Origin of the sequence: Pseudomonas sp. WMBT8, from assembly GCF_050916005.1 — a bacterium.
GTDB lineage: Bacteria > Pseudomonadota > Gammaproteobacteria > Pseudomonadales > Pseudomonadaceae > Aquipseudomonas.
This window is the reverse complement of sequence record NZ_CP188096.1, coordinates 5,767,192-5,786,969: the sequence shown is the minus strand read 5'-3', so window position 1 is coordinate 5,786,969 and position 19,778 is coordinate 5,767,192. Positions and strand designations below refer to the sequence as shown.

Sequence of the window (19,778 nt, the reverse complement as noted above, 5' to 3'; positions counted from 1 at the left end):
GTGGGGCTACCTTGAAAATCTACGAACCTTGCGGCCAGGAACAATAGCAGCCCACTGCCAGGGTGTGGGTTGCGTTCACCGCCCGCCCGCCGTTGAGCGCCTGCAGGATCGGTTCGATAAAGCTGTTGCTCGAATTACAGGTCAGGCCCTCGCTGTACGGGCCGAAATACGCCAGCTTGCCGCTGCGATCCCAGATACCCACCGCCGGGCTGGCGGGCACCTGGTCGGCGCCGGGCAGGGCGGTGATGATTTTCATCGCGCCAAGGGTCGCGGGCAATTGGCCGTGGCTGCCGGCTTTTTGCAGGGCATAGAACTCCACGCCCTGGGGCGCGTATTGCTCGATCAGTTCGCTCAGGTGCTGCTGGTTGCCGACATTGCACGGGCAAGCCGGGTCCCAGAAGTGCACCAGGCGGATCGGGCCGGGGCCTGCGAGGTCGTCGGGCAGGCGTAGCAGGTCGCCGGAAAACACCGCCGTATGTTCGCTGAATGCCCGCAGGTAGCGGCCCTGGAACCAGTCATACGCAACCCACAGCACCACGGCGCAGATCAGCAGGATCAGGCTGGCGAGCAGGGCGTTGCGGTAGGGCTTTGGCATTCAGAACAATCCTCGACGGTGGCGTAGCTTGCCATGCTTGCCCTGACAGATGAATATCGCGACTCAATATTCATCTGTTCACTGCTGTGAAGCCCTAGTCTGGAAGTTCTTATGCCCGTTACCTTTGACCCCGATCATCTGCGCGAAAGCCTGCGGCCCCTGGTGGACGCGCAGCCGCTTTCGGCCGAGGCCAGGGTCTACCAGCGCTTCTATGGGCTAGACCTGGCCGCGCGCAAAACCCCGGTGGCCAGCCGCCTGGGGCGCATGGAGGTGGATGGGTTCGAGGTGGTCAGCCAGGTCTGGTGGCCGGCGCACCCTGTGGCCACACTGTTTATGTTCCACGGCTTCTACGATCACATGGGGCTGTATCGCAGCGTGGTGGAGTGGGGGCTGGACCAGGGTTTTGTGGTGATTGCCTGCGATTTGCCGGGCCATGGCCTATCCAGTGGCGAACGTGCCAGCATCGATGATTTTGCGGTGTACCAGCACGTGGTGAACGGCTTGTTCGACCAGGCCGACGCGCTGCAACTGCCCAAGCCCTGGCACCTGTTCGGGCAAAGCACCGGCGGGGCGATTGTGGTGGACCATCTGCTCAACCATGGCTCCAGCAGCCCGGCGCAAGGCCAGACCTTCCTGTTGTCGCCGCTGGTGCGGCCGCGTGCCTGGGGTTGGTCGCAGCTCAGCTATTACCTGCTCAAGCCGTTCGTCAAAGGTATCGCCCGGCGCTTCAGCGATAACAGCAACGACCCGGCGTTCCGTCCGTTCCTCGAGGCCGACCCGTTGCAGCCCCGGCAACTGCCGACCGCCTGGGTGGGCGCGCTGGCGCGCTGGATCAAGCGCATCGAGGCCGCGCCGCGCAGTACGCGGCGACCACTGATCGTGCAGGGCGAGGAAGATATGACGGTGGATTGGCAGCACAACTTGCAGGTGCTGCGCGGCAAGTTTGATCAGCCGCAGATCCTGATGGTGCCGCGTGGGCGGCATCACATGGCCAATGAGCTGCCTGAAATCCGCGAGCAATACTTCAAGTTCCTCACCGACCACCTGAAATAACCCTCCCCCCTGTAGGCGCGAGCTTGCTCGCGAAGAACGTCAACGATAACGCGTGCTGCCTGGTTAGACGCGGCGTCCTTGAGTTCTTCGCGAGCAAGCTCGCTCCTACAGGGGGAGGGGCGTCAGGGGGCCAGGCTGGAGGTGCTTTGGCCGACCGCCAGCCCGGCGCGGATCGCCGCCAGTGCTGCCTGGTAGTAAGCCTTGCCTTGCGGCGACTCGGCAAAGGTGGCGAATTCTTCCAGCTCCGGGTCCGACAAATCCCGATAGACGTACAACAAGGTGTTGTTCAGGTCATTGCCGATCTGCTGCATCAACCGCTCGCGCTGGCCATTGAGCATGCTCTGCGCCTGACCGCCGCCCAACAGGCCGGGGATCATCTGGCTCAGGCTGTCTGCGGCCACGCCGGCAATCGCCAGGCTGACTTCGGCCCCGGCTTCGCGGGCAGGCAGGGCCTGGGCCAGATGGCCGATGATCAGGCTGCGGGTGGCGTCGGCCTGGATCTGCGGCAAGCCCTGGGCGTTCTTGGCCAACTGGTCGCGACGGGTCGCCAGCAACTCGGCGGCGACAATCTTGCGCCCCAGCGGCGACTGGAAAAACGCCAGCGCCGGTTTTGGGTCCGCCAGGTTCTGGCGCAACTGGGCTTCGGCGCGCTGATCCATGGCCTTGGGGGCGAAGCGTTTATTGCTGTTGTCCACCAGCGCCTGGTACACCGCCGGCGGCAAGCTGTTGCGGTAGCGCTGCTGGGCGGCACTCAAGGCGTCATTAAAATGCGCGCGTTGTTCCGGCCAGCCGGCGACCGCGTACAACTGGTCATGGCTGTCTGCCCAGGCGGGCAACACGCAGAACATCAGCAAGGATAAAAACAAACGACGCATAGGGACTCCTGTCAGTCGGCCACTATTGTCCGTGTCGGGCGTAGGATTTGTCGAGAAGTCCTATCAATCGCCTGACTAAAGTGTATTTAGGCGCTCGGCGGCGCTGTCGGTTTGCCAGGCGTATGGATACTATGCGCGCCATGCAAATATCCCCTGATGACCCGCTGCTGCTAAGCATCGTCGACGACCTGGCCGTGAAGGGCTGGTCGCAGCAGAACATCTTCCTGCCAGAGGCTCTGACCCTGGAACTGGCGGCTGAGTGCCATAAACGCGCAATTGAAGGCGAATTGGCCCCGGCCGCTGTCGGACGCGGCCCGGCCCAGGAGATTCGCGAGGGGATCCGTGGCGACCATATCCAATGGCTGGAGCCCGGCCAGGCGGCGATCTGCGACCGCTATCTGGCGTTGATGGACAACCTGCGGCTGGCGATGAACCGCGGGCTGTTCCTCGGCCTGGAAGAGTTCGAATGCCACTTCGCCATGTACCCGCCGGGGGCGTTCTACCTCAAGCACCTCGACCGTTTTCGCGATGATGACCGGCGCATGGTCTCGGCGGTGGTCTACCTGAACCAGGACTGGCTGCCCGAGCACGGCGGCCAGTTGCGCATGTACCTCAAGGACGGCGTTGAATACGACGTGGACCCCACCGGCGGTTGCCTGGTGGTGTTCCTGTCGGGGGAAGTGCCCCACGAAGTCCTGCCCGCCCACCGCGAACGCCTGTCCCTGACAGGCTGGTTTCGCCGGCGGGGCAACGAGCCGTTTTGAGCATGCAAAAGATTCTGGTCAGCCGCTGCCTGCTGGGGCATCGCGTACGTTACGACGGTGGGGCCAGCGGGCCGTTTGACCAACTGGCCGCCTGGCAGGCCGAAGGCCGGGTGGTTGCGGTATGCCCGGAGGTGGCCGGTGGCCTGCCTACCCCACGGCCATCTGCCGAGATTCCGGGCGGGCAGGGGATGGCGGTGTGGGAAGGCCGCGCCCAAGTGCTGACCGCCGATGGCGAGGACTTCAGCGACGCCTTTGTCGAGGGTGCGCGCCAGGCTCTGGCCCTGGTGCAGCGCCATGGCATCCGCATCGCCGTGCTCAAGGCCAACAGCCCGTCTTGCGGCAACCTGCTGACGTATGACGGCACCTTCAGTGGGGTCAAAGTCACGGGCGAAGGCGTGACGGCGGCGTTGCTCAAGCGCCATGGGGTGCAGGTGTTCAGCGAGCTGGAGCTGGCCGAGGCGGCGGTAGCCCTGGACCAGCTCTCAAACCCCGCTTAAATCCCATGTAGGACCAGCCTTTTGTGGGAGCGGGCTTGCTCGCGAATGCGGTTTATCAGTGCCAGATTTGTTGACTGACACACCGCTTTCGCGAGCAAGCCCGCTCCCACACAAGCCCACTCACACACACACACACACACAAATCTGGCCCCACATTGGTTATTTGGCAGGTTTGCTGGTGTCAGCCTCAAACCACTTTTCCGACAGCGCCGTCAGCCGTCCATCGGCCTTGATCCGCTCCAGTGCCTTGTCCAGGCTCGATTTGAACGCCGGGTTGCCCTTCTGGAAGGGGATGGCCAGGGTCAGCGTGGCCTTGGCATCGACCCGGCTGCGCAAATCCACGCCCGCGGTGGGCTTGGCGGCAAATTGACTGCTGGTGAGTGTATTCAGGCCGCTCAACAGGGGTTTTTGCTGCTTGTTGGCAAGCATCTGGGCATTGGCATAGCTATAAGGCGCGCTGAAATCGAAACGATCCCGCAGTTCAGGAGTCACAGCGATGTGGTTGATCGCCACGTCGTACTTGCCGCTTTCCACACCGGGCAGCAAGTCGCTGTCGTCGGTGGTGATAAAGGAGGCGCGTACGTCCATTTCCCGAGCCAGCAACTCACCCAGGTCCACTTCAAAGCCGGTGAGTTTGTCGCCTTCCTTGAAGTTGAAGGGCGGCGTGTCCGCTTCCAGGGCAATGCGCAGTTCGCCACGGTCAAACACCTCGTCGAACAGTTCGGCGTGAGCCAAGGGGCTCAGCAAAGGCAGCACAAGTAACAGGCCAGGCAAAAAACGCATGGTCACTCCTAAAGAATTCGAAGGTGCGAGACGCGGTTAAGGCTCGCTTTGCTATGGTGTTGAGTGCCTTGGACAACGTTTCGTCACTAAGTTGTCTTAACCCTACAGATTTCATAGAAAAACTGGAGAAGTTAATGAAAGCCATTTTGTCTCGTGCAACCCTGGCCAGCCTGCTGCTGGGGGCTTCAATGCTGGCGTCTGCGGCGGATATCCCGCGCACACCGGCACCCAAAGGGGCTGAAGTGTTCATTGTTTCGCCCAAGGATGGCGCCACCGTCGACAAGACCTTCACCGTCGAGTTTGGCATCAAGGGCATGGACCTGGAGCCCATCGACAAACAAGTCCCGGGTGCAGGCCATCACCACCTGCTGGTCGACCAGGCGCAACTGCCAGATCCAAGCCAGCCGATTCCGGCCACCGACACTGTGATCCACTTCGGCAAGGCGCAAACCAAGACCGAACTGACCCTGGCCCCAGGCAAGCACACGCTGCAACTGGTGGCGGGCGATAACCTGCATCGTCAGTTCGAACCTACTGTAGCCTCAAAAGTGATCACTGTTACCGTGAAGTAAGATTTGTTCAGACGAAAAAAAGGGAGCCCCGCGGGGCTCCCTTTTTCGTGGCGCGCTTGAAACCTTAGAACAACACGCGGCTACGAATAGTACCGCTGATGTGCTGCAGCTTCTCTTGCGCCAGGTCCGAGTACTCGGCGTCTACGTCGATCACCACGTAGCCGACCTTCTCGTTGGTCTGTAGGAACTGACCGGAGATGTTGATGCCGTTTTCCGCGAAGACCTTGTTGATCTCCATCATCACGCCAGGAATGTTCTGGTGGATGTGCAGCAGGCGGTGCTTGCCAGGGTGAGCCGGCAGGGCCACTTCCGGGAAGTTGACCGAGGACACCGACGTACCGTTGTCGCTGTACTTGACCAGCTTCTCTGCCACTTCCAGGCCGATGTTGGCCTGGGCTTCAGCGGTGGAGCCGCCGATGTGCGGGGTCAGGATCACGTTATCCAGGCCACGCAGCGGGCTTTCGAAGATGTCGTCGTTGGAGCGTGGCTCCACCGGGAACACGTCGATGGCAGCGCCGATCAGGTGCTTGTCCTTGATCGCGTCGGCCAAGGCATCCAGTTCGACCACGGTGCCGCGTGCGGCGTTGATCAGGATCCCGCCCTTCTTGATGGCGCGGATTTCCTTCTCGCCGATCATCCACTGGGTCTCAGCGGTTTCCGGCACGTGCAGGGTGACGATGTCGGACATGCCCAGCAGTTCGGTCAGGCTCGACACCTGGGTGGCGTTGCCCAACGGCAGCTTGGTCAGGGTGTCGTAGAAGAACACCTGCATGCCCAAGCCTTCAGCCAATACCGACAGTTGGGTACCAATGGAGCCGTAACCGACGATACCCAGCTTTTTACCGCGAATTTCGAAGGAATTGGCCGCGCTCTTGATCCAGCCGCCACGGTGGCAGGAAGCGTTCTTCTCAGGGATACCGCGCAACAGCAGGATGGCTTCCGCCAACACCAGCTCCGCCACGGAACGGGTGTTGGAGTACGGGGCGTTGAACACCGCGATACCGCGCTCGCGCGCTGCATTGAGGTCGACCTGGTTGGTGCCGATGCAGAAACAACCGACCGCCACCAACTTCTTGGCGTGGTCGAAGATCTCTTCGGTCAGCTGGGTGCGGGAGCGAATGCCGATAAAGTGCGCGTCGGCGATCTTTTCCTTGAGCTGGGATTCCGGCAGAGAACTGGTGATGTACTCAATGCTGGTGTACCCGGCGGCCTTTAGGACGTCGACGGCCGATGGGTGGACGCCTTCCAGAAGAAGGAACTTGATCTTGCTCTTATCGAGAGAAGTCTTGCTCATCTGCGTAAACCTGTATCCCGGAGAAAAATGGCAGGGAATCGAGCAGCGCAAGCTGACCCGGACGGCAGGAAAGCCGTCACCGCAGAAACGCCCTTGGGCTCTGTCCTGCGGGGGCGGTATGCTAGCATACGCGCCCCGCTAAACACTCATTCCTGCGACGTGAAGCGTTCTCAGGATGACCATGAATTGTTCGAGAGTTCTGTCGATGACCCATCCTGCCCTGATTGATGAGCTAAAGACCCTGGTTGAGCCCGGCAAAGTGCTGACCGATGCAGACTCCCTGGAGGCTTACGGCAAGGATTGGACCAAGCACTTCGCCCCCGCGCCGACCGCTATCGTCTTCCCCAAGACCATTGAGCAGGTGCAGGCCATCGTTCGCTGGGCCAACACGCACAAGGTGGCGCTGGTGCCGTCCGGCGGGCGTACCGGCCTGTCGGCGGCTGCCGTGGCGGCCAATGGCGAAGTGGTGGTGTCGTTCGACTACATGAACCAGATCCTCGATGTGAACCTCACCGATCGCACCGCCGTGTGCCAGCCGGGCGTGGTCACCAAGCAATTGCAGAACGTCGCCGAAGAAAACGGCCTGTACTACCCGGTGGACTTCGCGTCGTCCGGTTCCAGCCAGATTGGCGGCAATATCGGCACCAATGCCGGCGGGATCAAGGTGATTCGCTACGGCATGACCCGTAACTGGGTAGCGGGCATGAAGGTCGTCACCGGCAAAGGCGATGTGCTGGAACTGAACCGCGACCTGATCAAGAACGCCACCGGCTACGACATGCGCCAGCTGTTTATCGGCGCTGAAGGCACCCTGGGTTTTGTGGTCGAAGCCACCATGCGCCTGGACCGGGCGCCGAAAAACCTCACCGCAATGGTGTTGGGCACCACCGACTTCGACTCGATCATGCCGGTGCTGCACGCGTTCCAAAGCAAACTGGACCTGACGGCGTTCGAGTTTTTCTCTGACAAGGCCCTGGCCAAAGTCCTCGGCCGTGGCGATGTGCCGGCGCCGTTCGAGACCGATTGCCCGTTCTACGCCCTGCTGGAATTCGAAGCCACCACCGAAGAAGTCGCCAACCACGCCCTGGAAACCTTCGAGCACTGTGTCGAACAGGGCTGGGTGCTCGATGGCGTGATGAGCCAGAGCGAAACCCAGTTGCACAACCTGTGGAAGCTGCGCGAGTACATCTCCGAGACCATCTCCCACTGGACGCCCTACAAGAACGACATTTCGGTCACCGTGTCGAAAGTGCCGGCATTTCTTAAGGAAATCGACGCGATCGTCGGCGAACACTATCCAGACTTCGAAATTGTCTGGTTCGGCCACATCGGCGATGGCAACCTGCACTTGAACATTCTCAAGCCGCAAAACCTGTCCAAGGACGAGTTCTTCGCCAAGTGCGCCACCGTCAACAAGTGGGTGTTCGAGACGGTCGAGAAGTACAACGGCTCGATCTCTGCCGAACACGGCGTGGGCATGACCAAGCGCGATTACCTGACTTACAGCCGCTCTCCGGTTGAAATCGAATATATGAAGGCAGTGAAAGCCGTGTTCGACCCGAACGGGATCATGAACCCGGGCAAGATCTTCGCTGTTTAACCATCACGAAAGAGGAAGCGGTCCATGAGCTATCAGCACAAGTACGTCGACGGCACCAACATCCACTTTCCACTGGGCAAAGTGGTCTGCATCGGGCGCAACTACGCCGAACACGCCAAGGAACTGGACAACCCGGTACCGACCGAGCCCCTGCTGTTTATCAAGCCGGGCAGTTGCGTGGTGCCGTTGGAAGGCGGCTTTGCCATTCCAGCCGAGCGCGGTTCGGTGCATTACGAAGCGGAAATCGCGGTGTTGATCGGCAAACCCCTGTCGAAAACCCCGAGCCGTGAAGAAGTGCTGGACGCCATCTCCGGCTTCGCCCCGGCCCTGGACCTGACCTTGCGCGACAAGCAGTCCGAGCTCAAGGCCAAGGGCCTGCCGTGGGAAATCGCCAAGTCCTTCGACGGTGCGGCAGTCATTGCGCCGTTCGTGGTGGGCAGCACCTTTCCCGACCTGACCGATATCGGCATTCGCCTGACCATCAATGGCCAGGTGCGCCAGGACGGCAACAGCGCGCAAATGCTCAACCCGATCGTGCCGATGATCCAGCACATGGCGGGCTGCTTCTCGCTGCAGGCCGGGGATGTGATCCTGACCGGAACCCCTGTGGGCGTGGGCCCGCTGGAAGTGGGTGACGAACTGGTGCTGGAACTGCCGGGTGTCAGCCGCTTCGAAAGCGCCGTACGCTAACTCCCATACTCATGTAGAAGCCGGCTTTAGTGGGAGCTGGCTTGCGTGCGATAGCATCACCGCGGTGTGCCTGATGCACCACGGTGCTTGCATCGCGGGCAAGCCCGGCTCCCACACAAGCTTGTACACAGATTATTTGTGCGTACTGCGCACATCGGGGCTTTGCATTTTTTTCACACTCCATCCGGATAATCCTCGGCCATATGGCACGCAGGCGCTCTGAGCCTGGGCCATCACCTACAGCCGATTATCTGGAATGCCTCCATGGCCGTGCCCCTCCCTTCTGTGAAACCCACTCTTCGTTCGCGCTTGAACATGCGCTGGTATTCCTGGCTGTTCCTGGCCGGGGCGATCATGTACGGGATTTCCTGGTTGATGCACTGGGATGACCGGGGCGCGTTGTGGGTGTTGGAGCGGTTTGAAAGCCCGATGGAGCGTCGCGAGAGCATCTGGCTTCCGGATTACCAGGCGGTGATCGACGCCAAGCCGTTGCCTGGCATGGAAAAGGACGAAGCTTCGGATCTGGCCTACGACCCCAGGACCAAGACCCTGTTCGCCGTCATGGGCAGAAACCCGTTCCTGGTGGAGCTGAGCCTGCAGGGTGATGTGTTGCGCAAGATTCCGATGGTGGGCTGGAGCAACCCGGAAGGCGTGACGGTCATGGAAAACGGCGTGCTGGCCATCGTGGATGAGCGCAGGCACAACGTGACCCTGGTCAAGGTCGATGCCGACACGCGGCAACTGGCCTTCGCCGATTACCCGAGCTACGACCTGGGCCCCTCCAAGAACCAGAACAAGGCGTTCGAGGCCATTACCTGGGACAAACGCAATCAACAATTGGTGCTGGGTATCGAGCGCCCAGCGCAGCTGTTTACCTGGGCCAGCGACGGCAGCCAGGTCCTGGCGGGCGACAAGCAGAAATTGCCCAGCTCCGAGCTGGATATCCGCAACCTTTCGGCCCTGAGTGTCGATCCGCGTACCGGCCACCTGTTGGTACTGTCCGCCGACTCCCATCTGCTGCTGGAACTGGACGAGAAGGGCGAGCAAGTCAGCTTCATGACTGTACTGGGCGGCTTCAACGGCTTGAAAAACACCATCCCCCGCGCCGAAGGCGTGACCATGGACGAAAACGGCACCCTGTACATGGTCAGCGAGCCCAATTTGTTCTACCGCTTCGAGAAGCAGAAATAGCCGATTGATTACGTCGGATTCTTCTCTATGAGCGGCATTCCCCAGACATTGAGCTGCGTTTAAGTTTAAATTCAGATGGCTGTGATATTCATTTGCCAGTTTTGACTTTGAGCCAGCCCCCATGCGCCGATTTGCCCGCCCCAAACCTGCCCTTCTTATCCTAGTGTTGATCGCCCTGGTTGCTGTGGGCGTGGTCGCCCAGCAGTTTCGTTTATTCGAGCGCGCCTGGTTCAACTGGCAGACCTGGCGCCAGCCGCTGGATGAACGCTCCATTGGCCTGGCGGACTATGAGGTGGTGCTGGAAGCCCAGGTAATTGAAGGCCTGGATGATGATGTCTCGGCGCTGACCTACGACCCGGTGCGCAAGAGCCTGTTTACCGTGACCAACCAAAACGCCGAACTGGTCGAGTTGTCCCTGGACGGCAAGATCCTGCGGCGCATCAACCTGGTGGGGTTTGGCGATGCCGAGGCGGTGGAGTTCATCAGCGAAAACACCTACGTGGTCAGCGATGAGCGCCAGCAGCGGCTGATCAAGATTCACCTGGAGGACGACACGCAGTTTCTCGACGCGGCCGAGGCCGAGCAGATGACCCTGGGTGTACACCTGAAGGGCAACAAAGGTTTTGAAGGGCTGGCCTATGACTCGGTGGGCAAGCGCCTGTTTGTCGCCAAGGAACGGGACCCGATGCTGATCTACGAAGTGCACGGCTTTCCCCATTTCAAACCGGAAAAAACCTACTCGGTCCACGTGGTCAACAACCCCCGACGCGATGCCGGGCTGTTTGTACGCGACCTGTCCAGCCTGCAATACGATGAGCGCAGCGGCCATTTGCTGGCGCTGTCCGATGAGTCGTACCTGGTGCTGGAACTGGATATCGACGGTCGCCCCTTGAGCAGCTTGTCGCTGCTCAAGGGGCGCAATGGCCTGAAGAAACGCGTGCCCCAGGCCGAGGGTATTGCCATGGATGACGATGGCACGTTGTACCTGGTGAGTGAGCCGAACCTGTTCTATGTCTTCAAGAAAAAGCCCGAGCAGCGCTAAGCGCGGATCAGAACATCCACTGCACACCCAACGAATAGCCGGTCTGGCTGCCTTCGGCATGGCCCAGGCGGCCGTTCACCTCTGCGTACACCCCAAGCTGCGGGGTGATCGCCAATTGGCTGCCGACCTGTGCGCGACCAAAGCTCTTGTCCACTGAGCCCAGGCGTGCGGTACGGGCCTGGCCGTCGGCGCGGGCGGTCAGGTCGAGGTCGTCGAGGCGGCCGTCGGCCAATTCCTTGACCCAGGCGATGTCGCCGTAGGGCATCAGGCTCAGGCCATAAGGCAGGGCCACGGCACCGCGCACGCGCCAGCCGAGGCTGGCTTCCAGGGAATCGAAGGACTGTTCTTCATATTCAAGGGCGGTGCGCAGGTTCTGCTTCTCGTGGAACTTGTCGATGCGCGAGTGGCTGTAATCGAGCCCGGCAAACGGCCCGGTCTTGATCGCGCCCAGATCGAAGTCATAACCGCCGAGCACTCGGGCGCCCAGGGACAGGGCGTCGGTCTCGCCAGTCAACTGCTGGTTAAGTAGCACGGGGCCACTGTTGGCCTGGATCAGCAGGTTGCGCTTGGAGTCGAAGCTGCTGTGGCCCACGCTCAGGTCTCCGGCCAGCCAGGTCGGGCCGCCATCGTTCAACAAGGCGTAGACCGCGGCTTGCCAGGTGTCGCTTTGCAGCTTGCCACGGTGTTCCAGCTTGTCGCGGCCGTTGAGGTAGCTCAGGCTGGCGCCGATGTTCAGGCTGCTGCTCAGTTGATAGTCGCCCAGGGCATGCAGGCCCAGGCGCCGGGCCTCTGGGTTGGGGGCGGTGTCGAAGCCGCTGTCCGGGTTGTATTCGCCGTCCACGCCGATCTCGCCATCGAAGCTACCCACTTCACGGCTGGCCGCTTGCAAAGTCAGCCAGCGACGGTCGTGCAGGCGCACCATGGCCTGGTGCTGGCGCTGCAGGTTGTCCTGCATATTGCGCGCAACCGCGCCGCCCGAGGTGGTCGATGCCATCAAGTCGGCATTGGTCAGTTCCAGCACCAGGCGACTGAGCAGGCGCGAATAGTCGCGCAGGCGCTGGTCGATGCGTTCCTGGCCGAAGGCGTTGGTCAGGACCGTCTTGTTGTCTTCATTGGGGTCGTGCCACGTCGAGCCGCCGGGGATTGCCGGGTTGTTGGTCTGGGTGTAGCCGTCCAGGGCGCCCAGCTCCCAGTTGGTGGCTTCGATATACAGGATCGGGATGTTCAGCGCCTCGAAGGCCTCGCCGTCACTGCAGCAGCCGGTGCCGGCGGGGTATTGCGCGTCCAGGCCGGGGTTGGTGAACAGGTTGATGTTCAACTCCTTGGCGATCTGGAACGTGTGTTCGCGTAACGACGCCAGGGCCGGGTTGGCGGTGCTGTTCTGGCCGGCGTGGGCGTACATCATGTCGCCGGTGATCAGGCTGTCGAGGTTGATCATGGCCAGCATATTGGCGCGTTGGCTGGCGCTCAATGAGTCGACAAACGCCCGGGAGCCGCGCAGGCCTTCCTCCTCGGCGCCGAAGCCGACGATCTGCAGGCCGTTTTCCAGTTGCAGGCCACCGAGGTTCTTCGCCACTTCGGTCAGCACGCTGGCGCCGGAGCCGTTGTCGTCCAGGCCTTGCAGGGTCGGGCGGCCGAAGTAGGTGTCGAAGTGCGCGCCAATCACCACATATTGCGGTTTGGTACCGGCGGCGTAGGCCACCACGTTCTGCGAGGCGCGGCTGCCGCCATTCCAGGTGAAGTCCTGGCGGCTGATGTTGTAGGCGCTGCCCATCTGGCTCTGCATCCAGTCGGCGGCCCCGGCAAAGTTGGCCGTGCCGCGATAGCGGCCTGGGTAGTCGGTGATCAGCTTTTCCAGGGTGACATTGGCGTGCTCGCCGTAGTCGTAGGCATGGGATTGAGTCGACAGCAGGGCACAGGCAACGCTGACAGCGAGGGCTAGGGGCTTGATCACAAGGTCTTCCTTGAGGTGGTTGAGGGAGTGGCTCGGCGGGACCGATTGCACAATGCGCGCCTCATTCCATGGGGCGGTCGCGAATTGGCGCGTTGTTGGAAGTGGGGGTCGCCTGGCTATAAGTTGTAACGGATTTGATACCAGATATGGCAGGGGATGCCGTGAGCTGGCGCACAAATTGGGGCAGGCGGGGGAGGGAATGCTGCGAAAAGTAGCGTTTTTGTTACATGTACATCGGATAGGGCGCGGTCAAAAATGTGGGAGCGGGCTTGCTCGCGAATGCGGTGTGCCAGTCACCGATTTTGCTAGCTGACACACCGCATTCGCGAGCAAGCCCGCTCCCACAGGGGTTCTGCGTGTACTTAGGCCTTGAGGGTTTTCACGCCTTCACTGGTCCCCAGCAGCAGTACATCGGCAGGCCGCGCTGCAAACAACCCGTTGGTGACCACGCCGACGATGGCATTGATCTGGGTCTCCAGCTCCACCGGGTTGGTGATCTGCATGTTGAACACATCGAGGATGATGTTGCCGTTATCGGTCAGCACGCCTTCGCGGTACACCGGGTCGCCGCCCAGTTTCACCAGCTCGCGGGCCACGTGGCTGCGGGCCATGGGGATCACTTCGACGGGCAGCGGGAAGTTGCCCAGCACTGGCACCAGCTTGCTGGCGTCGGCGATGCAGATAAAGGTCTTGGCCACGGCTGCGACGATCTTCTCGCGGGTCAGGGCTGCGCCGCCGCCCTTGATCAGGTTCAGGTGCTCGTCGCTTTCATCGGCGCCGTCGATGTAGAACTCCAGGTCGCTCACGGTATTGAGCTCGTACACCGGAATACCATGGCCCTTGAGGCGCGCGGCGGTGGCTTCGGAGCTGGCCACGGCGCCGTCGAACGCGCCCTTGTGCAGGGCCAGCGCATCGATAAAGCAATTGGCGGTGGAGCCGGTGCCGACGCCGACGATGCTTTTATCGTCGAGTTTAGGAAGGATTAAATCGACGGCGGCCTGGGCCACTGCCTGTTTGAGTTGATCCTGGGTCATGCGGGCTCCGGAACGGGCGGGGAGTAAAGAGGGGCGCGAGTATAACCCAACAAAACCTCTGGATTCGTGTGGTCGTCCGGCCAAGAGGCGGGTTAGACTCCTCGGCCCTGCCCAACCCGCCCAGTGATGCTTTCCGATGCTCGAACAGTACGTCAAGAAGATCCTCACCTCGCGCGTTTACGACGTTGCCGTGGAAACCCCGTTGCAGACCGCCCGCCAGCTCTCCGAGCGCCTGGGCAACAAGGTCTGGCTTAAGCGTGAAGACTTGCAGCCGGTGTTCTCCTTCAAGATTCGCGGCGCCTACAACAAGCTGACCCAACTGAGCGCCGAAGAACGTGCCCGTGGCGTGGTCACCGCCTCGGCGGGCAACCATGCCCAGGGCCTGGCCCTGGCGGCCAAGGTGCTGGGGGTCAAGGCCACCATCGTGATGCCCAAGACCACCCCGGAGATCAAAGTCGAAGGCGTGCGTTCCCGTGGCGGCAAAGTGGTGCTGCACGGTGACTCCTTCCCGGAAGCGCTGGCGTACTCGCTGAAACTGGTCGACGAAAAAGGCTACGTCTATATTCACCCCTACGATGATCCACACACCATTGCCGGGCAGGGCACCGTGGCGATGGAAATCCTGCGCCAGCACCCAGGGCCGCTGGATGCGATTTTCGTCCCAGTGGGCGGCGGCGGCCTGATTGCCGGCATCGCGGCGTACGTGAAGTACCTGCGCCCGGAGATCAAGATCATCGGTGTCGAGCCGGACGACTCCAACTGCCTGCAAGCCGCCATGGCCGCGGGCGAACGCGTGGTACTGCCGGCCGTGGGGATCTTTGCCGATGGCGTGGCGGTGGCGCAGATCGGCCAGCACACCTTCGATATCTGCAAGGACTATGTGGATGAAGTGATCACCGTCAGCACCGATGAAATCTGCGCGGCGATCAAGGATATCTACGACGACACCCGCTCCATCACCGAGCCTGCAGGGGCATTGGGCGTGGCCGGGATCAAGAAGTATGTGGAGACCCGTGGCGTCAGCGGCCAGACCTTTGTCGCCATTGATTCCGGGGCCAACGTCAACTTCGACCGCCTGCGCCATGTGGCCGAGCGCGCCGAGCTGGGCGAAGGTCGCGAGGCGATCATTGCCGTGACCATCCCCGAGCGCCCGGGCAGCTTCAAGGCCTTCTGCGAGGCCGTGGGCAAGCGCCAGATCACCGAATTCAACTACCGCTACCACTCCGGCAGCGAAGCGCACATTTTTGTCGGGGTGCAGACCCACCCGGAAACCGACCCGCGCAGCGCGCTGATTGCCAGCCTGAGCGAGCAGGGTTTCCCGGTGCTGGACCTGACCGAGAACGAACTGGCCAAGCTGCACATCCGCCATATGGTCGGCGGGCATGCGGCGCATGTCAGCAATGAAGTGGTGTTTCGCTTCGAGTTCCCGGAGCGTCCGGGGGCCTTGTTCAACTTTCTGAATAAATTAGGCGGGCGCTGGAACATCTCGATGTTCCACTATCGCAACCACGGCGCGGCCGATGGCCGTGTGGTGGCTGGGCTGCAAGTGCCGGCCAACGAGCGCCACCTGGTGCCAGCGGCATTGGAAGCGATTGGCTACCCGTATTGGGATGAAAGTGACAACCCGGCCTATCAGCTGTTCCTCGGTTGAGCGACTACGCTGACTGGGCGGCCTTTAAGGAATCGAGAGCATGGAATATCTGACGACCCTCAAGACGATCCACATGGTGGCAACAGTACTGCTGTTGGCCAGTGGCCTGGCGCTGGCCGTACTGAGCTGGCGCAAGCGCGCCGCCGGCCCGGCGGTTACGTTGCACCGGCCATGGCTGTTTGTCTGGTTGTTGATGGGCGTAAGCCTGGTAAGCATGCCGTTTACCGGCTGGTGGCTGGTGCACCTGATCGGCTGGCCATTGGGGCAGACATGGATCCTGGGCTCCAGCGTGATCTACACCGTGGCGGCGCTGGCCTGGTTCTGGCTGGTGGTGCGCCTCAATCGCCTGCGGCTGGGCGGTACGGGCAGTGCGAAGTTCACCCTGGCCCTGGCGGTTGTCAGCCTGGTGGGGTTTGTGGCGATTGCCGGGTTGATGGGTGCCAAACCCGTTTAAGGCTTGAAACCGGGTCGCCTTCATTCGCGAGCAAGCCCGCTCCCACATTTGATCGGGTTCCACCTTTGGAATGCAGTCGAATGTGGGAGCGGGCTTGCTCGCGAAAGCTTTATCAGCCGCGCAGGCTAATCACCGGCCAGCCACGCTTCTGGGCCTCGGCCCGCAGATTCGGGTCCGGATCCACCGCCACCGGGTGGGTCACCTGCTCCAGCAGCGGCAGGTCATTCATTGAGTCGCTATAGAAATAGCTGTCTTGCAGGCTATACCCGGTCTCTTCCAGCCAACGATTCAAGCGCGTGACCTTGCCCTCGCGAAAGCACGGTACATCGGTGCTGCGCCCGGTGTAGCGGCCATCGGCCATCTCGCATTCGGTGGCGATCAGGGTTTCAACCCCCAAACGTGCGGCAATCGGCGCGGTGACAAAGCGGTTGGTGGCGGTGATGATCACCAGCGTGTCACCGGCGGCGCGGTGCTTGGCCAGCAGTTCAGCCGCCTTGGGCAGCATCAGCGGCTCGATGCAGTCGCGCATGAAGTCGCGGTGCCATTCGTCGAGCTGGGCCATCTCGGTGCTGCCGAGGATCTCCAGGCTGAAGTTCAGGTACGCGGCGTTGTCCAGCTTGCCGGCCAGGTAATCCTGGTAGAACTCGTCGTTGCGGGTCTTGTAGGCAACGGCATCGAGGATGCCGCGCTCACACAGGTAATCACCCCAGGCGTGGTCACTGTCGCCGCCCAAAAGCGTGTTGTCCAAGTCGAATAAAGCCAGGCGCATTGCGGTTACTCGCTGAAAAGTCTGTAAAAAGGCGTCCAGAATACGGTCTTTTCACAAGAGTGCACATAAGGTAAGCAGCCTCGTTGCCGCTGCAACAAGCTTTGTGGAACAATGCGGCGACATGCGTTTGCGAGGTTGTTGCCGTGATCGACCCCGATGGTTTCCGTCCAAATGTCGGGATTATTCTTACGAATGATGCCGGACAGGTGCTATGGGCTCGCCGAATCAACCAAGATGCCTGGCAGTTTCCCCAGGGTGGGATCAACCCCGATGAAACCCCTGAAGACGCCCTGTACCGTGAGTTGAACGAAGAAGTCGGCCTGGAGCGCGAAGATGTGCAAATTCTGGCCTGTACCCGAGGCTGGTTGCGCTATCGTTTGCCGCAACGCCTGGTGCGTACCCACAGCCAACCGCTGTGCATCGGCCAGAAGCAAAAGTGGTTTCTGCTGCGCCTTGTCTCCAACGAGCAGCGGGTGCGTATGGATTTGACCGGTAAACCGGAGTTCGATGGCTGGCGCTGGGTCAGTTATTGGTATCCGTTGGGCCAGGTGGTGACATTCAAGCGCGAGGTTTATCGTCGCGCTCTCAAAGAGCTTGCCCCGCGCCTTTTAGCGCGCGACTGACGACGGAGTTCGACCCCGAGCCATGCTCAATACGCTGCGCAAGATCGTCCAGGAAGTTAACTCCGCCAAGGATCTCAAGGCGGCGTTGGGGATTATTGTGTTGCGCGTCAAGGAAGCCATGGGCAGCCAGGTCTGCTCGGTTTACCTGCTGGACCCCGAGACCAACCGTTTTGTGCTGATGGCTACGGAGGGCTTGAACAAGCGCTCCATCGGCAAGGTCAGCATGGCGCCCAATGAAGGTCTGGTGGGCCTGGTGGGGACGCGTGAAGAACCCCTGAACCTTGAAAACGCGGCCGATCACCCGCGTTATCGCTACTTTGCCGAAACCGGTGAAGAGCGCTATGCCTCATTCCTCGGCGCACCGATCATCCACCACCGCCGCGTTGTCGGCGTATTGGTCATCCAGCAGAAAGAACGCCGCCAGTTCGATGAAGGTGAAGAAGCCTTCCTCGTGACCATGAGCGCGCAGTTGGCCGGGGTGATCGCCCACGCCGAAGCCACCGGCTCGATTCGCGGCCTGGGGCGCCAGGGCAAGGGTATCCAGGAAGCCAAGTTCGTCGGCGTACCGGGTTCGCCGGGTGCGGCGGTCGGTACTGCGGTGGTCATGCTGCCGCCGGCCGACCTCGATGTGGTGCCGGACAAGTCCGTCGACGACATCGACGCGGAAATCAAACTGTTCAAGACCGCCCTGGAAGGCGTGCGCGCCGATATGCGCAACCTGTCGACCAAGCTGGCCACCCAGTTGCGCCCCGAAGAACGGGCGCTGTTCGACGTGTACCAGATGATGCTCGACGACGCGTCCCTGGGTAACGAAGTCAAGACCGTGATCAAGACCGGCCAGTGGGCCCAGGGCGCGCTGCGCCAGGTGGTCACCGATCACGTCAACCGCTTTGAATTGATGGACGACGCCTACCTGCGCGAGCGCGCCTCGGATGTGCGCGACCTCGGTCGGCGCCTGCTGGCCTACCTGCAGGAAGACCGCACCACCAACCTGGTCTACCCCGACAACACCATCCTGATCAGTGAAGAACTGACCGCCACCATGCTCGGCGAAGTGCCGGAAGGCAAACTGGTGGGCCTGGTCTCGGTATTGGGTTCGGGCAACTCCCACGTGGCGATCCTGGCCCGTGCCATGGGCATCCCGACAGTGATGGGCCTGGTGGACCTGCCGTATTCCAAGGTCGACGGCATTTCGATGATCGTCGACGGGCACCGTGGCGAGGTGTTCACCAACCCCAGCGAGGTGCTGCGCAAGCAGTACGCCGAAGTTGTCGAGGAGGAGCGCCAGCTGTCCCAGGGGCTCGATGCCCTGCGCGAACTGCCCTGCGTGACCCTCGACGGCCACCGTGTACCGCTGCTGGTCAATACTGGCCTGCTGGCGGACGTGGCGCGTGCGCAACAACGTGGCGCTGAAGGGGTGGGCCTGTACCGCACCGAAGTGCCGTTCATGATCAACCAACGTTTCCCGAGCGAGAAGGAGCAGCTGGCGATTTATCGCGAGCAACTGTCCGCCTTCCATCCGTTACCGGTGACGATGCGCAGCCTGGACATCGGCGGCGACAAGTCACTGTCTTATTTCCCCATCAAGGAAGACAACCCCTTCCTTGGCTGGCGCGGTATCCGCGTTACCCTCGACCACCCCGAAATCTTCCTCGTCCAGACCCGCGCCATGCTCAAGGCCAGCGAAGGCCTGAACAACCTGCGCATTCTCCTTCCGATGATCTCCGGCACCCATGAGCTGGAAGAAGCCCTGCACCTGATCCACCGGGCCTGGGGCGAAGTGCGCGACGAAGGCGCCGACGTGCCGATGCCGCCGATTGGCGTGATGATCGAAATCCCGGCCGCGGTGTACCAGGCCAAGGAACTGGCGCGGCAGGTGGACTTCCTGTCGGTGGGCTCCAACGACCTGACCCAATACCTGCTGGCCGTGGACCGCAACAACCCACGGGTGGCCGACCTCTACGACTACCTGCACCCGGCGGTGCTGCAAGCCTTGCAGAACGTGGTGCGCGATGCCCATGCCGAAGGCAAGCCGGTGAGTATCTGTGGGGAAATGGCCGGTGATCCGGCGGCGGCGGTGCTGTTGATGGCCATGGGCTTTGACAGCCTGTCGATGAACGCCACCAACTTGCCCAAGGTCAAGTGGATGCTGCGCCAGATCAACCTGAGCAAGGCCAAGGACTTGCTGGCGGAACTGATGACCATCGACAACCCGCAAGTTATCCACAGCTCGCTGCAATTGGCCCTGAAAAGCCTGGGGTTGGCGCGGATGATCAATCCGACCGCGACGAAAACCCTCTAAAAAATGTGGGAGCGGGCTTGCCCGCGATTGCGGTA

Annotated in this window: 19 protein-coding genes; 12 read left to right on the top strand and 7 right to left on the bottom strand. The window is 61.5% G+C overall.

Annotated features, from left to right (window positions below; all coding sequences use genetic code 11):
* Positions 1-19: 19 nt before the first annotated feature.
* Positions 20-595 carry a DUF6436 domain-containing protein gene (locus ACO77H_RS26460; protein WP_170042128.1) on the bottom strand — a complete coding sequence of 192 codons (576 nt, stop codon included), beginning with the start codon at positions 593-595 and terminating at the stop codon, positions 20-22.
* A gap of 111 nt (positions 596-706) precedes the next feature.
* Between ACO77H_RS26460 and ACO77H_RS26455 the strand changes: the two genes are divergently transcribed.
* On the top strand, positions 707-1,648 hold the full coding sequence (locus tag ACO77H_RS26455) for an alpha/beta hydrolase (protein ID WP_432754753.1): 942 nt from the start codon (positions 707-709) through the stop codon (positions 1,646-1,648).
* A gap of 122 nt (positions 1,649-1,770) precedes the next feature.
* Here ACO77H_RS26455 and ACO77H_RS26450 read toward each other — a convergent pair whose 3' ends face one another.
* On the bottom strand, positions 1,771-2,523 hold the full coding sequence (locus ACO77H_RS26450) for a DUF2059 domain-containing protein (protein ID WP_169954976.1): 753 nt from the start codon (positions 2,521-2,523) through the stop codon (positions 1,771-1,773).
* A 131-nt stretch (positions 2,524-2,654) separates the two neighbouring features.
* Between ACO77H_RS26450 and ACO77H_RS26445 the strand changes: the two genes are divergently transcribed.
* Together ACO77H_RS26445 and ACO77H_RS26440 are read left to right on the top strand one after the other, a co-directional pair.
* Positions 2,655-3,287, top strand: a complete 633-nt coding sequence (locus tag ACO77H_RS26445; protein ID WP_169955048.1) for a 2OG-Fe(II) oxygenase — start codon at positions 2,655-2,657, stop codon at positions 3,285-3,287.
* Between the two features lie 2 nt (positions 3,288-3,289).
* Entirely contained in the window at positions 3,290-3,784 is a 495-nt protein-coding gene (locus ACO77H_RS26440; RefSeq protein ID WP_169954975.1) for a DUF523 domain-containing protein, read from the top strand.
* A 159-nt stretch (positions 3,785-3,943) separates the two neighbouring features.
* Here the strand turns inward: ACO77H_RS26440 and ACO77H_RS26435 are convergent, their stop codons facing one another.
* Positions 3,944-4,567 (bottom strand): transporter substrate-binding domain-containing protein, encoded by a 624-nt coding sequence (locus tag ACO77H_RS26435; RefSeq protein ID WP_169954974.1) that lies wholly within the window; start codon positions 4,565-4,567, stop codon positions 3,944-3,946.
* Positions 4,568-4,701: 134 nt separating this feature from the next.
* On the opposite strand from ACO77H_RS26435, the gene ACO77H_RS26430 reads away from it, so the two are divergent.
* Positions 4,702-5,139 (top strand): DUF4399 domain-containing protein, encoded by a 438-nt coding sequence (locus ACO77H_RS26430; protein WP_169954973.1) that lies wholly within the window; start codon positions 4,702-4,704, stop codon positions 5,137-5,139.
* Between the two features lie 64 nt (positions 5,140-5,203).
* On the opposite strand, the gene serA is transcribed toward ACO77H_RS26430, so the two are convergent.
* Complete coding sequence (gene serA / locus ACO77H_RS26425; RefSeq protein WP_029289418.1) at positions 5,204-6,433, bottom strand: phosphoglycerate dehydrogenase; 1,230 nt, start codon at positions 6,431-6,433, stop codon at positions 5,204-5,206.
* 205 nt (positions 6,434-6,638) lie between these two features.
* Here serA and ACO77H_RS26420 point away from each other — a divergent pair, with 205 nt between their 5' ends.
* The 4 genes from ACO77H_RS26420 to ACO77H_RS26405 all read left to right on the top strand — a co-directional run bounded on the left by ACO77H_RS26420 (position 6,639) and on the right by ACO77H_RS26405 (position 10,956).
* A complete protein-coding gene (locus ACO77H_RS26420) occupies positions 6,639-8,033 on the top strand; it encodes an FAD-binding oxidoreductase (RefSeq protein ID WP_169954972.1) in 1,395 nt (464 codons plus the stop codon).
* A gap of 24 nt (positions 8,034-8,057) precedes the next feature.
* Complete coding sequence (locus tag ACO77H_RS26415) at positions 8,058-8,723, top strand: fumarylacetoacetate hydrolase family protein (RefSeq protein ID WP_170042132.1); 666 nt, start codon at positions 8,058-8,060, stop codon at positions 8,721-8,723.
* A 264-nt stretch (positions 8,724-8,987) separates the two neighbouring features.
* The gene (locus ACO77H_RS26410; protein WP_169954970.1) at positions 8,988-9,914 is read left to right on the top strand and encodes an SdiA-regulated domain-containing protein; all 927 of its coding nucleotides are present in this window, start codon (positions 8,988-8,990) and stop codon (positions 9,912-9,914) included.
* Between the two features lie 121 nt (positions 9,915-10,035).
* The gene (locus ACO77H_RS26405; RefSeq protein WP_169954969.1) at positions 10,036-10,956 is read left to right on the top strand and encodes an SdiA-regulated domain-containing protein; all 921 of its coding nucleotides are present in this window, start codon (positions 10,036-10,038) and stop codon (positions 10,954-10,956) included.
* 7 nt (positions 10,957-10,963) lie between these two features.
* Here ACO77H_RS26405 and ACO77H_RS26400 read toward each other — a convergent pair whose 3' ends face one another.
* Positions 10,964-12,910: an autotransporter domain-containing protein gene (locus ACO77H_RS26400; RefSeq protein ID WP_432754752.1), complete on the bottom strand. Its 1,947-nt coding sequence runs from the start codon at positions 12,908-12,910 to the stop codon at positions 10,964-10,966.
* Between the two features lie 362 nt (positions 12,911-13,272).
* Positions 13,273-13,944, bottom strand: a complete 672-nt coding sequence (gene rpiA, locus ACO77H_RS26395; RefSeq protein ID WP_029289406.1) for a ribose-5-phosphate isomerase RpiA — start codon at positions 13,942-13,944, stop codon at positions 13,273-13,275.
* Positions 13,945-14,080: 136 nt separating this feature from the next.
* Between rpiA and ilvA the strand changes: the two genes are divergently transcribed.
* Positions 14,081-15,595, top strand: coding sequence for a threonine ammonia-lyase, biosynthetic (ilvA, locus tag ACO77H_RS26390; protein ID WP_169954967.1), 1,515 nt, complete (start codon positions 14,081-14,083; stop codon positions 15,593-15,595).
* A gap of 40 nt (positions 15,596-15,635) precedes the next feature.
* Positions 15,636-16,049: a DUF2269 family protein gene (locus ACO77H_RS26385; RefSeq protein ID WP_170042135.1), complete on the top strand. Its 414-nt coding sequence runs from the start codon at positions 15,636-15,638 to the stop codon at positions 16,047-16,049.
* A gap of 112 nt (positions 16,050-16,161) precedes the next feature.
* Here the strand turns inward: ACO77H_RS26385 and ACO77H_RS26380 are convergent, their stop codons facing one another.
* Positions 16,162-16,818: an HAD family hydrolase gene (locus ACO77H_RS26380; RefSeq protein WP_169954965.1), complete on the bottom strand. Its 657-nt coding sequence runs from the start codon at positions 16,816-16,818 to the stop codon at positions 16,162-16,164.
* Positions 16,819-16,961: 143 nt separating this feature from the next.
* Between ACO77H_RS26380 and ACO77H_RS26375 the strand changes: the two genes are divergently transcribed.
* Positions 16,962-17,441 carry an RNA pyrophosphohydrolase gene (locus ACO77H_RS26375; protein WP_032858866.1) on the top strand — a complete coding sequence of 160 codons (480 nt, stop codon included), beginning with the start codon at positions 16,962-16,964 and terminating at the stop codon, positions 17,439-17,441.
* Positions 17,442-17,463: 22 nt separating this feature from the next.
* Positions 17,464-19,743: a phosphoenolpyruvate--protein phosphotransferase gene (gene ptsP, locus ACO77H_RS26370; protein WP_169954964.1), complete on the top strand. Its 2,280-nt coding sequence runs from the start codon at positions 17,464-17,466 to the stop codon at positions 19,741-19,743.
* Positions 19,744-19,778 lie beyond the last annotated feature (35 nt).